Origin of the sequence: uncultured Sphingobacterium sp. (assembly GCF_964277905.1) — a bacterium.
Classification (GTDB): Bacteria; Bacteroidota; Bacteroidia; order Sphingobacteriales; family Sphingobacteriaceae; genus Sphingobacterium; species Sphingobacterium siyangense.
Map to the genome: position 1 here is coordinate 26,992 of NZ_CAXYKD010000045.1, position 15,430 is coordinate 42,421.

11 protein-coding genes are annotated in these 15,430 nt (G+C 39.6%); 3 read left to right on the forward strand and 8 right to left on the reverse strand.

Annotation, left to right across the window (positions count from 1 at the left end; genetic code table 11):
* Positions 1-69: 69 nt before the first annotated feature.
* Positions 70-474 carry a hypothetical protein gene (locus tag ACHWSC_RS20415; protein WP_394677973.1) on the reverse strand — a complete coding sequence of 135 codons (405 nt, stop codon included), beginning with the start codon at positions 472-474 and terminating at the stop codon, positions 70-72.
* Between the two features lie 774 nt (positions 475-1,248).
* Positions 1,249-1,695 carry a hypothetical protein gene (locus ACHWSC_RS20420; protein ID WP_394677974.1) on the reverse strand — a complete coding sequence of 149 codons (447 nt, stop codon included), beginning with the start codon at positions 1,693-1,695 and terminating at the stop codon, positions 1,249-1,251.
* A gap of 342 nt (positions 1,696-2,037) precedes the next feature.
* On the opposite strand from ACHWSC_RS20420, the gene ACHWSC_RS20425 reads away from it, so the two are divergent.
* Positions 2,038-2,379: a hypothetical protein gene (locus ACHWSC_RS20425; RefSeq protein ID WP_394677975.1), complete on the forward strand. Its 342-nt coding sequence runs from the start codon at positions 2,038-2,040 to the stop codon at positions 2,377-2,379.
* A 175-nt stretch (positions 2,380-2,554) separates the two neighbouring features.
* On the opposite strand, the gene ACHWSC_RS20430 is transcribed toward ACHWSC_RS20425, so the two are convergent.
* Entirely contained in the window at positions 2,555-3,313 is a 759-nt protein-coding gene (locus ACHWSC_RS20430; RefSeq protein ID WP_394677976.1) for a hypothetical protein, read from the reverse strand.
* Between the two features lie 378 nt (positions 3,314-3,691).
* On the opposite strand from ACHWSC_RS20430, the gene ACHWSC_RS20435 reads away from it, so the two are divergent.
* Complete coding sequence (locus tag ACHWSC_RS20435) at positions 3,692-4,687, forward strand: hypothetical protein (RefSeq protein ID WP_394677977.1); 996 nt, start codon at positions 3,692-3,694, stop codon at positions 4,685-4,687.
* Positions 4,688-5,077: 390 nt separating this feature from the next.
* A complete protein-coding gene (locus ACHWSC_RS20440) occupies positions 5,078-5,896 on the forward strand; it encodes a hypothetical protein (protein ID WP_394677978.1) in 819 nt (272 codons plus the stop codon).
* Positions 5,897-6,205: 309 nt separating this feature from the next.
* Here ACHWSC_RS20440 and ACHWSC_RS20445 read toward each other — a convergent pair whose 3' ends face one another.
* From ACHWSC_RS20445 to ACHWSC_RS20465, 5 genes are all read right to left on the reverse strand, one after another.
* Positions 6,206-7,771: a DUF4832 domain-containing protein gene (locus tag ACHWSC_RS20445; RefSeq protein WP_394677979.1), complete on the reverse strand. Its 1,566-nt coding sequence runs from the start codon at positions 7,769-7,771 to the stop codon at positions 6,206-6,208.
* 44 nt (positions 7,772-7,815) lie between these two features.
* Positions 7,816-9,030: a SusE domain-containing protein gene (locus ACHWSC_RS20450; RefSeq protein WP_394677980.1), complete on the reverse strand. Its 1,215-nt coding sequence runs from the start codon at positions 9,028-9,030 to the stop codon at positions 7,816-7,818.
* Between the two features lie 123 nt (positions 9,031-9,153).
* Positions 9,154-10,800 carry a RagB/SusD family nutrient uptake outer membrane protein gene (locus ACHWSC_RS20455; RefSeq protein WP_394677981.1) on the reverse strand — a complete coding sequence of 549 codons (1,647 nt, stop codon included), beginning with the start codon at positions 10,798-10,800 and terminating at the stop codon, positions 9,154-9,156.
* Between the two features lie 10 nt (positions 10,801-10,810).
* The gene (locus ACHWSC_RS20460) at positions 10,811-13,807 is read right to left on the reverse strand and encodes a SusC/RagA family TonB-linked outer membrane protein (RefSeq protein ID WP_394677982.1); all 2,997 of its coding nucleotides are present in this window, start codon (positions 13,805-13,807) and stop codon (positions 10,811-10,813) included.
* 435 nt (positions 13,808-14,242) lie between these two features.
* Positions 14,243-15,421: a glycosyl hydrolase family 28 protein gene (locus ACHWSC_RS20465; protein WP_394677983.1), complete on the reverse strand. Its 1,179-nt coding sequence runs from the start codon at positions 15,419-15,421 to the stop codon at positions 14,243-14,245.
* Positions 15,422-15,430 lie beyond the last annotated feature (9 nt).

Here is a 15,430-nt window from a genome sequence, read left to right on the forward strand (position 1 = left end):
TGTTTCTATTACTTTTTCGTCCAAATTCAATATGGGGCCGCTGATGTTAGTCCTACAGGGCCCACCTAACTACCTATCTAAATTTTCAATTTCTTTTTTGAAATTAGCTAATAGAGAATAAAATCGAGTTTTCAATAGCTCACTTTTTCTTTTATTATCCATAACAATTTCATTAAAATAGATCGCATCAACCCAAATATTTAAATTATTAATATTCTTTTCGAGCATGCAATCATAGGCCTTTTCAATATCTGATAATTCGAAACTTGAATATATATCCTCAGATTTGGATAATTGCATAGCTCTCAATAATAACTGACTTGACCTTGAATCCATTTTATAGCAATTATTCAATTTATCAAAATTTTCCAGGAACGACAGGTCGTTACCAACTTCACGCTGAAGTTGATCTAATGCTTGGGCTAAAGAATCTTCAAAACTTTTTAACGCCAGTAAGTGCTTTTTAATATCCATTACTTATTCTTTTTTACGCCCAATAATCTAAGTAACTAACCGCTCTATTTTTTCACAATATGATGAGCTGTAGTTACGGCTCTTGAGATTCTAATCTTATTTTATTTCCAGTTTATACCATGGTCGACACTGAAGATTTTGGGAACAATATCGGTACAATGATCAGCTCTTATACATAAGCCCAGTCTGATTAAAGGTTAATCCAGGAAACTTCAGGATCTTGAAGAGTAATTACATCAATTATATTATCACTAGTACATACCATATAATGATACTTCAGTAAGTCTTAAAAGATTCCATAACTCTCCTCATCAAACCATTCAAGAAATTTTGAAGCATCTGTTTTACAAAATGTATATATTGAGGGATTATTCAAAGTTTTCATTCGTCCTGATTCAATCACTATTCTATAGGCTAATGGATTGTTAAATTCTATTTTTAAACACCTATCAACGAGATCAGATTGTTTTAATAAGACAACCTGTTTCCCTTTTTTAAAATACATTTCATAAAAAAACGGATTATCTGGTAGATCCATTATCGGATCCCATCGCGTATACTTTTCTGTCATAATTACAATAATCTAGCAACCACACGCTATTTGTACGAAATCTCAGCATGAATGGTGAATACCTAAAGTTAATTTAAAAGTTCCATAATTGATATATCAAAAAAGCCACATCTCTCGACGCGGCTTTTAAACTAAACTTAAATAGATGATTTCACTAGTGGCCTGTCCTCCACCCGATCTGGCAGATTACTAGCTATTAGATTTTATTTATACGAATTGATTGATTTCGAAACTTTCCAGCTGTTACCCTCGCGCTCTAAGGTGACCAAGTCAGTCTTGGTAAAGTTTTCAAATTTCAAGGTTACTTTAGCGACCATATAGTCTGCTGACTCTTCAAGGATATCGGTGTTTACGGTGCAGTTTAGCTTTTCGCCTTTTTGTTTTTTCAAGGATTTAACCACTTCGCTACGGCTGTTAAACTGCGCACTGATAGCTTGGATCTTTTGGTTGAAATCTTCTGCGAATAACTGCTCTACTCCTGCTGATTCTCCCTCCGTAGTTACCGCAACATAGTGCTCTAAAGCGAAATCTGCTGTGGAAAGGTTAACGTTTGTTTTCTCTGATTTCGAACCTGGTCCTGCAGCTGCCATAGCGAATGTTGATACGGCGATTAAGGCTGCTGCTGCGAATGTTTTTACTAGGGTTTTCATAATATCTTTTTTATAGTGTTAGTTCTGTTATTCTTATTTGTTGACTCAAAACTACAACACAATATGTCCTTGGCCTATGGGCTTTAGACCAACGCTCGGGAAAACTCGGTGAATGGTCGGAATCGGAAGGTGAAAATATGTACGAACACCCAGTCTAATTTTTGAGCGGCTTTCAGTTTACTGGGCAAACTAAATATCAACTAAGCAAGAGCGAATATGAGATCAACTCTCACGAATACGAATCGCTCAGCCTAGTCTAATTTCTTGTGATTACTTTTATTCTCAGATAATTAAAACATGCCCAAAAGGCATACATTATTTAACAAATAAAACTTAAAAACAATGAAAAAGTTATTGATGAGTTTGGTAGTCCTAGCTGCGCTATCGACAGCGGCTTTTGCAGGCACGGACACAAAAGCACCCAAAGAAAATGCAGAAGTAAAAACAAGTACTTCGGCAGCATCCGAAACCACCAACGAAGTTGAAGTTACCGAGTCAACAAAAGAAAGCAATGCAAAATTTCTAAGAAAGTGTGTTTACACGCTAACGGTCTACAATACTAGTGGTCAAGTGATTGACACCTTCACTTCACAAACCTATGTTGAAAATTCCTGTTCAGGATTCTTCGACAACTGTAGAACGATTTACAGACATATGCTTGCCCATGGTGAATTAGGAATATAGTCTGCAAATTATATTTCATTCGAATTATAAGTACTGAAAAATAAGCGGGGCCAAGGCCCCGCTTTGCATTGATTTAAAAGGCTAGGTCAGAAATAAAACATATTTACCTTTTGTCTGAAAAAAGAATACTTTTAAACGTATCGAAAAAAACTTCGTAAGCCTGGCAATTGGGCATTTAGGTATGTCTATATAACACTTCCCAATGAGGCTGAAACTCTAAACTATTGAAGTCGAAAGTATGCAAACTTTCTTCCTTGTATAAAACCGTATAGGTATCCTGAATCCAGTTTAGGAATTTCCAGTCGCCAAACTTTTCGGGCTTTCCCCATCTTCGAGTCTTGAAAATGGTAGCTTTTGAGTCTATTTTTTCAGAAAGTTCTTTAAGTATTGATTTTGAATCAATATTTAAGTTTTTCGCAACTGCAATCACCATAAAATAGCCAAACTCAATTTTATATCCATTTTGAAAACTACGTTGATTAGTTATTGTTATATAAATTTCTGGAGGCACATCTCTTCTTTCACATATTGTCCAAATTGGCGACCAAAGTTCAAACCGTTGAAAGTAATTTTCTGAGTTATCGGAAATAGTCCATTTTTCATGTGATTTTTCATCCCATTTTAGTCGTCCAACTTTAATGGGGGCATGATATATAAACGTTTCATTATTATTTTTAGATATCCTTCTTTCCAAATTGAATTTGTCTACTCTTATCCCTGTTTCATTTGAATTATTCACCTGCTTCAATAGCAAGTCAAAGTAGGGCTGAAAGTCCCGTTTCCAATTGGTCTGTATCCAAGGTGCTTTAAGCTCGTCTGTAGATCCAAAAATAAGATAAAAGTCATAGCGTCTATTTGTCCAGCTCGAATCAGCATCGCTTAAATCGTTGTACAGATTTACAATCTTTTTACCTAACCCCTTTATTAATTTCATTTTTTCTATCCCCTGCGTATTTTCAATTTTTTGTAAAATAATTATTCCTACTCATCAATTCTTGCAGCAGTCAACCCAACAAGACTACCCTCAAAATATTCTAGGCATTAAGATCAGGCCTATTTTTATGATGAATTTATCAAAAAACAATCTATTAAACTACTTTAAGTCACCTAAAAACTGGTATTATAAAGTAAGTATCATACTGACTTAGATTACCTTTCTTATTTCTGTCCTCAAAGCTTGTCCCCAGACTCCATCAGACAATATCAAAATCAAAAAACACCTTCTATTGAAAGATTGATGTCGTAATTATTTTTAGACTATAAATCCGAATATAAAATGGTATTATTGGATATACACTAAAATTTAAGTCATATGGGAAGAAGCCTTTTCTTACTATTTTTTGCCAATTTACTGTTAACAATCCATGTCAGTTGTTCCGGTCAGCCGAATCAAAAAGAGACTGCTATTGACTCAATTAGAAATACAGGCAAGAATTCTGATAAATCTCAGGTATTCCCTAAAAGAATAACGCTTGGAAGTCCTGTTTCTAAGGAAATAGGATTATTAAAAAAAGTAATTCTTGAGAATAAGAAAGTAAATACGAAGGAAGAATATGAAAACAACTCATTTTCAGGGGTAAGATATTTTTTCGACCCTAAAAACTATACCATTTTAAAGGTCAACACAGATTATCCAGCAATTTTATTCGAAAAGTACAATTATAACGCTAACCTTGATTTGACGAAAAACTATCATCAGTTCTATCGGCATCCAATGGTTGGTTTTATGCAAAACCATCAAATTTATGTAGGCGTAAATGCAAATACTGCTTTTGAAAACCCCAGCTTGTTTCCCATCAAATTTAACGGCCATAGTCATAGTCTCGTTGAAAAAATCGATGACAGGCAAGTCAATAACTATCAATTATTAGATGAAGTTGCTGTTGACAGCTTGGAATTAAAATACGGTTCCAATAGAGTTTATTTTAATAACGACTGGAACCTTTTAAAAGAACCCAATCCAAAAAATGAATTTTATAAAAAGGTAGTGCGCTTAAAAAATTCACTTAAAGCTGCTGCTCAAAAAAAGGATATTAATCCCGAAGATATTGATTTATCCATTTCAATGGTAATCGATAAGGAAGGAAAAGTTAATCATCTAGAGGCTTATATGGAATATTCAATTCCGGAAAAACAATCTGTTCGAGTAGAAGATTCGGTATTAAAATCATTTGTAGAAACTTTAAAGATTGATCTTGTCAAGAATTATTCATTTTTTATTCCAGCTCTGAACAAAGATAAAAATCCAGTGAGCGCATACTTTTTAACCCGATTAAATATTGGATTACCTTATCGAAATTTTAAATAACGAAACAAAAGGACATAAATCCGAAAAAGTCACATCGCTCCACGTGGCATTAATAGTTCAAAACGGCTAGAAGCTACATTTCAAAAAGAAAGAATCAATATAAAAATTGGAATCGTACGGTGAAAATTCAATAGTCTTTAAAAACATTGGATGACGAAACAAAAACGAGGAAACGATAAGAAACATAAAAATTACTGTACAAGTAAACGCTAAAACAAAGGGTCTGATTTGAACATCGGGTCCTTTTGAGGTAAAAAAGCAACCAGCGCTTAAGCCATGATAGGGAAAACTCGAAAAATAGCGAGAACGAGCGTTAAAAAAAACACAGTACTAAGCAATAAAAATACTATTGCCATTGATTAACTTTAGTGAATATTAACAAATTCAAAAATGAATTACTATTTTACATTATTATTTTTAGTTGCTTTGCAGTACGTTAACGCACAGGAATCCTTTGTCTTTAAACACCTTCCTCAGCCACAGATAAAGTACGAGACAACGGGTATATATCAAACCAAAGCAGAAGGCAAATTAGAGGGACCATCCCCCTTTACGATGAATCTGGAAGGAAATAATAAGGTCCAATCGACCACCTCTACAGGCGCAGAAATCAAGCAGATAATTCCTTATAAGACAGAAATACTTTTTGTAGAGGCTAGCATGAAATTTAACGAGCAGATAACTCCGTTAAAAGCTCCGTTAAGTGGTTCTACGATATATGGCTATTACGATGAAAATGGTAAAACTAAGATTGATTCAATAGTAAATAACACGCTAGATTCCCTGGAAAAACAATATTTAAAAACCGAAATGGAACAGAATCAGTTTGAAGATAAAACGCCAAATAAACCAATGAAAGTTGGTGATTCAGTTGAAAAAACAGAAACAGTGGCATTTCCAGTCTTAGGAGCAGATCAACAGGAATTTTTGGTAAAAACCAAATACACCCTACAAAAAATTGAAAATGGGACTGGCTATTTAGATGCTACGCAAACATTTCAATTAAAAAGTCCAAATGAGCAGATCGAAGTCCTACCCAACAGCAATGGTTCAGGAAAAGTCGAATTTAATATCAAACACACTTACGTAAGCAAAAAAGTAACAAGCGCTAATCTGTACCTCAAAGTCAAACAGGATGGATATGTCATGTCCTGTATAATTTCGTCAAATAACTCTGATATCACAACCGCCTCTTCACTGATACGATAGGCGGTCTAAATCATATTGCAAACTAGATCAAAGTTTAATCGCTATTGTTTTTTTATCAAATCTATTGAAGGTATAAAAAGAATACATTACGGAAACCATAACTTGTTGCCTCAAAATTCAGTTACATATAGGCCCATAACTCGCGACTTAGCATATAAAAATTGGATAATAAAACTAAAAAAAGGGCGCAAAAGGATCATAAAAATTACTGTACAAGTACACGCTAAAATAAAAGGCCTGATCAATATCAGGCCCTTTTGACTAAAAAACTTTCGCTAATTTTGGCTTTTAAAACTTATGCGAATGATCTCACTGTACCTGCACCTCCAATAGTTTTAACCATCCGGAATCAGTTATATCGCCATTTACGGCAAGTCTTATGCCCGGCTGATTTTCATTTGTTGTATCTACAATGGCGACGGCCCAGCTATAGTTTCCAGCAGCTACATCGACATTAGCTTTCAACTCGTATGCGACTGGATTATTCTTAAGCCAGGTGGAAGGTTCTCCTTTATCATCAACAAAAACTTTTTTCACCTTGTTTTCTTCGTCCAGGAGTGCAAAAGCTACTTTATATTTATAATTCCATTGAGGAATATTATTCGGAAAATACCCCCAGCCCATATTCCGCCAGCGGTGGTTAATTGTCGTTTCTGTACCCGAATTGACTTTCTCCGGTAAATAAATACGATCGGGATACAAACGATAGCCACCTTCAGAAATAAAACGCTGGCATAAGGTAAAAGATTTGGTGAACCAGCTTTCAATTTCACCGATACGGAAATCCATCATGTTTACAGCAGCTTCCAAGGAGCTGTCAAATTCGCCCTGCCGAACATCTTCGGGATGGTCTTGCCTGTATTTTCCGCTTGGATCAGTCCAGTAACGGTGTGTACCAGTCGTAATCCAACCACCTTCCATAATAATCGGGCGTTTAAAATTCCAGACCTTGGCAAAATTCTTCTCCCAGCTTTGATAATAATCGGTCATTCCAAAGGCATCCTGACGCAGGCTATACCCTTTGTTGATCATCTTATTCAACAGCTTCTCCGAATTAGGATTGGGAGCACCATTGCCCGCAGGGTCGCCAACTAAACGGTGATAATTGATCAGCAAGGGCACTTTTGTAAAGTTCTTGGAATACACATCTGAAATCCAATCAACAACTTCTTCTTTGATCACCTCAATATTTTGGCCGGAAGGATTATTAGGATCTTCGTAAATGACGCTATGTCCCTCCCCCCACAACCCGAGTCCATAGGCATCGACAAAGGAGGTTTTATTTAAATCATTAAAATCCTTCGCCAACTCTTCGATCAGCTTGCTATAATATTTCCGAAAAACAGGATCTTGCAGCACGGGTGTTTTTCTATCCGGAAAAGAAGCATTGGCAACATAATACTTGGCGCCTGCATCGAAAACAAACTGCGGCGTATTTGCTCCTTGATCGCGACCGTCGACGACGATACGAAAGGCGATTGGCAATCCTTTATCTTGTGCCCCTTTGATCATTTTATAGATTGCCGTGCTGGGATCCCTCCAGGCATATACGCCATCTACAGGATTAAAAGTTCGCCAACTGGTACGGATATAACAGGCAGATGCATAGTCAATTGCTTTGACCGTTTTACCTAAGTCAGGTACATAGAATTGGGTGTCCCAATAGGAAGGAGTCCCCGAAGCTGAAGCATACATGACCCAACCGTTTAAAGGGTTACGAAACATGGAACTGCGGTTGTAGCTGGGTTTCACCAAGGTCCCTGCTATATCTTTTTCGTTATCAGCACGATCTTTCTTGCATGAAACCGCTAGAAAGCAAAGCATGATAGCAAATGCGCTGAGGCAGGCTTTTTTATAGTTTATATTGTTTTTCACTTTCAGAAATGTTAAAGTTAATTTAAATGCTTTGATACAATTGCTTACCGTTTTAGCCCCAGAATTGTCATGTTTCTTAAATCAAAAATCAGCACATTGGTTGTAGCCGGAATGGTGAAATAAGAATCGCGATTACCTTTTACCGTTCCCCCTCCCATTTCGGTCACTTTTCCTAAAGTAAGCGTCAGGGTCTGAGCCACACCTTCAGTCGTAGGCGGAGCACTAAAAGCATAAGCCAGGTTTTTGTTATTACTGTTGTCTCCGGTTACGATAAACTTGGTGGTCCCGACTTTACCCCCAGTATAGACCAAAACCTGCGGATCCGCCAAACTTACCTGACAATCCATTTTTACCGGAGTTCCCCAGCCATTGATACTTCCGTGCATCCACAAATCCGTCACCGTGGTCGTATAAGGCTGATCCCCTGTCCATGTCACTATTTTAGGAGCAAGTGTTTTCGCTGGAGAATAAATGGTTGCTGTCGCTTTTTGCATATTGACCACAACGCGATACTCGCCCGCAGTTGCTATTTTCCAGGAGAATACGTTTTCTCTCATTTTGATGCCAACGGCATTTCCATCGTTTAGTTCAGCGCTTCCATCGGAGGTAACCACATAATTGGTTTCACCGTTAAATTCGACCGGAATTTCCAGTTCGCCAGGCTGCAAATTCAATACATAAGCATACTGATCCAGATTTTCCAATGTTTTTGGCATCTCCACTTTGCTCCCGCCAACGGCACTTCCGCTCAAGAACACTTTATCGGCATCAAAAACAACCGTCTTGATCGGATTTACTGTAATTCTTACGGTACGTACTTCGGGTGCCTCAAAAGTAGCACCGCCCTCCCATTGGGCAACCACTCTAAACTCTAGCGTAAAGCTCTTATTTGCTGGTATACCCCACTTTTCATTTGCCCAATTTTGTAATTGTTCGGAAGTAAAGCTTCTGCTCAATACGTTATCGTCCTCATAGTTAAATATGGCTGTACCGGTACCAAAATTGTTCCCCACCACATCTAACATCGTACTGTAGCTGACCAAATGATCATCTGATTGTACCCTAGCGGGCTTCCAGTTAAATGTAACGATATCTTTGGTCAAATTGACCTCGTCCAGCGTAATGTTTTCCGACGAAGGCTGAAGGTCCATCGTTTCATTGACTTTGGGTATATCCTGAATTTCCTGTTTGCAGGATAACTGGCAAAGTACCATGCTTAAGAAAAATAAGGTTTTGTATAAATAATTGATGATTTTCATTGATTTATATTTTTGCTAACGTTTGGATAGAATCATGCGCCTGACTAGCGCAACTGCTTTTTTGTCATCAGATGGGAAAACTGCCGAAAATACGATTAGGATTCCGACAGCCTCCCATAACCATTAATTATAACCCGGATTCTGTGGGAACGGTGCCCCTGTATTGGCATCCCTGATCACCTGTGGAATAGGCCATAAGATATTGTTGTCCGTAATTTTATCCTTGATCGCATTATTATATTTTTTGACCCGCTCCACCAAAGTATTGGTACGCACCAGGGTAAATCTTCTGCTTTCTTCACCAACTAACTCACGGATACGCTCATCGAGCAGGAAATCCATATTCATCTGAGCGCCGGTAATTTCGGACGCTCCAGCTCTTTTCCGCACTTCATTGACGGCTTGGGCAGCTTTATCTGGCATATTTTGTCCCAAATAGGCTTCAGCAAGCAACAGATAGGTTTCAGCCAAACGGAATTTCATACGATCTTTATAACTACCGGTCAAACTTAAATTTTCAGTACGTCCGTAAAAGAATTTTGTAATCGCTGGAAATAAGCTTTTTGTCGTAAACCAGGTCTGTTCGGTAATATTGGCTTTTTTACCATATAGCGAGGTCTCATTCGCGTTGTTGTAATACCAGTTGCGTTTAATGTTATAACCTGAATTACGGATATCATTTGCTTCGAAAATACCAGCGACATTGCCTGTAGCATTGGTACCTGTGGTACCTACCCACCACTTCATTGGCACTAATTGTGCAATACCACGACCGCCCAATGTGTCTGCCAAAACAAATCCCGTAATCGTCGAGTAATTGGGTATCCAAGCCCTACGGGTCCAGTCATCCGAATTGGTACCGCCGCCGATTGTATTAAACTGGAACTGCAATACCCAGATACTTTCTTTATTGCCACTTTTTCTATTTTGGTTATTTTCCAGAAATAAATCGCTAAATACATCGCCTGGTTTGCTGCCATTTACGCCATATCTGTTTTTCATAAGGTTATAATACCCACTATTGATGACCGCCAATGCGGCCTTTTCTGCTTCGGCATGATTGCCCTGCAATAGGTAGATTTCACTCAGCAAATGACTTGCGGCCCATTTGGTCAGCTTTCCTTCTTTTACGTCGTCCGGATTTGTAGGCAGGTTATCCACCGCAAACTTCAGGTCGTCTACCATATGGCCGATGACTTCGGCTTTTGGTGTACGGGTAAAATTAAGCTGAAAATCATACAGGATAGTCTCCACATAGGGTACATCGCCATAGAGATAAACCAAGGTACGGTAAGCATAAGCCCGAAAGAAGCGGGCTTCAGCCTGGAAGCGTGCCTTATCCGCGGGCGTGTCCCAATTGGTATTTTTTTCAGAATAAACCAACATGAGGTTTGCAGATGAAATAAGATTATAAGCCCAGTTCCAGTAGGTTCCTACAAAACGCTCGGAGGCAGTAAGTGTCAGATTGGCAAAAGCAGTCAATGAGCCATCGCTATTAATTGCATCGGCAATATCCGTAGATACCTGTAAGGCTTCGTATGGGCAGGCACCATTATGGATGAAGGCGCCCCCTTCGCCATAAGTATTGTATTCTGAACGTGTGAGTGCATACAAACCAGCACTCCCCACCTCGAAACCGTAGGTGCTGGTATAGGTATTGGAGGGGGCTAGCTCAGTTTTCAGTTCTTCCTCCAGAAACTTCTTACAGCCTCCTAAGGTTAACAATACGATAAGCCCTAAACTTGTTGTGATAATATTTTTCATTTTCATGTCCATTCGATTAGAAGTTTACATTTAAGCCAAACATATACGAACGTGCCGTCGGATAGGAGGCCATCCAGGTGTTGTCGTAATTGAGTACCTCTCTGATATTAGAAATCGTATTCAGATTGTTCACGCTAGCGTTTATATCAATACCATTTACACCGACCTTTTTAGCAATTTTGTGTGGCAATTTATAGCCAAAGGTGATGTTCTTCACCTGTACGTAGCTCACTTTTTTATAGTACCCGTGTCCTAATGGATTGAGATAGCCGGGTGAAACAATCGTCGCACTGGGATTCTCCGGTGTCCAATAATTGGCATCGTGTACATAGTTGGTAATCCCGAAAGTCCAGGCCCCAAGATTGGCCATGTGATCATCGCGCCATACATCAAAAACACCGGTAACCAACGCAGATGCATAAAAATTTTTGTAAGAAAACCGATTGGCTAAAGATGCTGTATAGCGTGGATTTTTAGATCCGATGACCACCCTGTCACTCGCTTCTATCTTGCCGTTACCATCGCGATCGTACAGCTTGGCAGCTCCGGGTGCTGCCCCATCCACAGTAATGGTTTCTCCATTTTGCCATACACCGATCATTTTATAATCGTAGAATACTCGTAATGGCTTACCAATAAACCAGTTGTTGGCAATATCATCGATACCATCCCCTCTCAACTCGACAATTTTGTCTCGGTTTAAGGAAAACACAGCGGTCGTATTCCATTGAAAATTTTCTCCTTTCACGTTCGTCGAGTTTAAGGTGACTTCAATACCTCTATTTTGGGTGGCGCCGATATTGTCCCAAATCCGGTTATACCCGTTCATGATAGGTACAGTACGGGTCATCAGTAAATCTTTCGTTTTAGAGAGATAGGCATCGATAGTTCCTCCCAATCTGTTATTAAATAACTGAAAGTCCAGCCCGAGGTTGGTCGAATAGGTGGTCTCCCATTTCAGATTAGGGTTCCCCACACCATCACCGGCCAAATAGGCTGTCGTAACGGCAGTGCCATCATCGCCCCAGATATATTTTACATTGGAGTATAAGCGGTCTAACGTGCGGTATGGTGTAATCGCCTGGTTACCGTTGGCACCATAAGAAAGGCGGATTTTCAGCATATCCAGCCATGTTACATGATCTTTTAAAAAGCTTTCCTCCCCGATTTGCCATGCCGCCGCCGCGACAGGGAAAAATGCATATTTATTATTGACACCAAATACAGACGCTCCATCTGTACGTCCTGTCAGGGTCAATAGATACTTGCCTTTGTAGGCATAATTTATTCTACCCATGTATGACAGCATCGCAGATTCCGATAAGGAAGCGCTGTTGGAAACAAGACGGCTGGCCGAACCGATCATAAAGTATTCGGTATCATCGGTTACAAAACCTGCACCGCTCTGGGCTGTTGACCAGCTTTTCGTTTTTTGCATACTGAATAAACCCGTCACATCAAAACGATGATCGCCGATCTGCCGCTCGTATTTGAGCAGGTTCTCCCAGGTATAATCGTTATAGTTGGAATTGTTAATGGAAGCACTACCTCCGGCCTGCGTACCCTGATCCCTGCCTTCAAAAGTATTGCGCCCGTAATAGGTTCCGGTAAATCCGTTCCGATAATTATAACCAAAATTTGATCGTAAGGAAAGACCCTCTACCGGCAGCAAAATATTGGCATAGCCAGAAAGAAAGAAGTTGTTATTATACCTATCCTGAATCGCGTTAACGTTGCGCATCGGATTGACGATCAATGAATACTCCATGGGTTCGGGCACATACTTCCCCGATTCGTCTTTATAACTTCCATAAGGACTTTGTTTTATGGCATGTTCCAAATTTGGCGTAATACCACCGTCGCTTTTCCGGGTATATTGCAGGCCAACACCAGTGGTTAACCATTTATTAAAAGTCTGATCCACATTTGTGGTAATATTTAGACGGGACAACTTAGAATTGTATACCACACCTTCTTGATCCAAAGCTGCAAGGGCAGCCATATATTTTGTATTCTCTGTACCACCGGAAATGCTCAGCTGATGATCCATGGTCATGGCTTTTCGAAAGACGTAATCCTGCCAATTATTTGTAATGCCTTTCGCATAATTACCGCGCTCTGTTACGCTAATAATATCCCCGGCGATAGGATCTAATAGCGCTCCAGTATAGCCTTGCCTAATTCGGGCAATATCTTGTTGAAAGCGGATATATTCATTTGGCCCCATCACATTGATGCGTTGCATAGGCTCGGCCATGCCGATCAAACCTTTATAGTTTACCTGAGCTCTACCCAGCGCCCCCCTTTTGGTTTGTATCAGAATAACCCCATTGGCCGCACGCGAACCGTAGATAGCCGAAGCCGAGGCATCTTTTAAGATCGAAAGGTTTTCGACGTTGTTGGGATCGATATCTGCCAGGGATCCGCTGTAGGGAATACCATCTAAAATAATCAATGGACTATTGTTGGCCGATATCGAATTTTCACCCCGTATCAACAAGGTCTGTGATGCTCCCGGCGCAGCCTCGCCGGTCGTAATGGAAAAACCGGCAACCTGTCCCACCAAGCGATCCATCAGGTTTGAGGTAGATACCATGCTGAGCTGCTCTTTTCCAACCACGGCCAACCCTCCTGTTAAATCTTTCTTCTTGGCTGTACCATACCCTACGACCACAACCTGATCCAGGACATTATTTCCTGACATCTTCACATTGATGATTCCTGATGGATTGACCTTTAATTCCTGGTTATTGAAACCAATGTAGGTAAAAAGTAACGTAGCCGTGCGTGATGCCTGAATGGTATAACGGCCATTTGCATCTGTCTGAACACCGGTTTTCGCCCCTTTAATCATGACCGAAACACCCTTAAGTCCTTCTCCTGCATCATTGGTGACCTGACCTTTGACATTTATTTGATCTGTTGCTTGCGAATAAGCATAATTAGCCGCCACCACCGATAGGGTAGCACTCATTATCCAGCTCCTGAGCCAGAAATGTATTTTTTGTATCATTGATTTATAATGGTTAGTTTAAAATTTACTTGCGTTCTTTACTTTCCCTTTCTTGTAAAGAATATGAGTTTAAAATAGGTCTGCTTCAATAGGCTTGGATTTTTAATTTAAATTTTGTGATACATACTATCTCATTGCTGCAAATGCATGCGCAATGCAGACGGCAAGACTTCGTTTTCGTCCTTATTGACGAAACCTAAAATTCCGTTGCGCCTTGCTATTGATTTTTGTAGAGTTCGGATTACCCTGCGTGAGCCTGATCACGTGGTCGGGAGGAATTTTCATACACATATTTTGCTTTTTTAAAATTGGTTAAGACAAAACTATAATCATCACCAATTCATAGGGTTCGTTTTTGTACGAAAATGGTTTGATTTTGTACAAAAGGCAAAAAGATGTGTTTTTCGCTGTAAAACGGAGATTAGGAGCGCTTTATTATTCGTTTTTTATACGCATGACATGATCTAGGATAACAGTATCGCTTGGTTGCACATCGATAGCTTCACCCCGACCTTTATAAATGATATCGCGGAAACTGGCCTGCGAGATACCTTTGGCTTTTATCGGTTGATGACTAATTAAATTTCGTACAAATAAGCCCTGGACATGCTGGCCATACTCGACCACCAAACCTTGTTGTGCTAGCGGACTGATGACCATATTCTCGATAAAGACATGACTTATACGGAGTTTACCCACAGGCATAATCCGTATGGATCGGTGTGAAATTGAATAGAAGTCCTGCCAGTTCTGGAGATAAATAGTTGAAATATTGTCGATTTCGCCCCTATAAATCGAACCACTTACCACATTTACATTTTCTTCGCCTGCTCCCACTCCGGTATCTGTCAAACCTATATTAATAAAGTCGTCACCGCTTTTACCTTTGCAATTCGCAATAATAATATTTTTGCAGCCAAAACGTATGCCCATGCCGTCTTGGTTCAAAATCTGTTTGTCTACTCCATCAACAGTTACTGCCTGCCTTACGTTAAAAGTAATATCGCTTACCTTACCGTTTGTACAGCGTTCCAATACCAGTCCATGCCCATGATAATCCTTTAATGTAATGCCGCTAACCTCAAATACATCAGTGTGAGCCAATATAATGGCGTGGTTCCGCCATCCACCTTTTTGGTTCTCTCCGGGCTTACCTGCATCCGTACCATAAGATTGTCCAAATCCGCTGGGATTTAAGGACAAGATTTTATTATGGTCACCGGTAGCTCTGGGATGATCAGCACCTTCTAAAAGAACATTTCCTTTTCCAATAATCCGGATATTCTTTGTGGGTGCTATCTCTTTAATTGCCAGCCCTGCATTTGCAGAACGGATAAAATTATCCCGGCACTTATCCGATAGCTTAATGGTACAGTTATTCAATTCAAGTTCAAAATCACCCGGAAGCAAAATGGCCTGATCGATGAGCCAGACACTTTTTTTTGTTACCGCATCGTATTTAGGGATCACTACTTTCCCAGTCGACTTTTTTGCTTCATTTATGGCTTTTTGTATACGTTCTGACTGGGAACCACTCTTGTATTTATTGGGGCTGATGTAAGTTTCATCTAGCTTTTGGGCGACAGCCGCTGTCAGATAAATTACGTTAAACAAGCAAAAGCA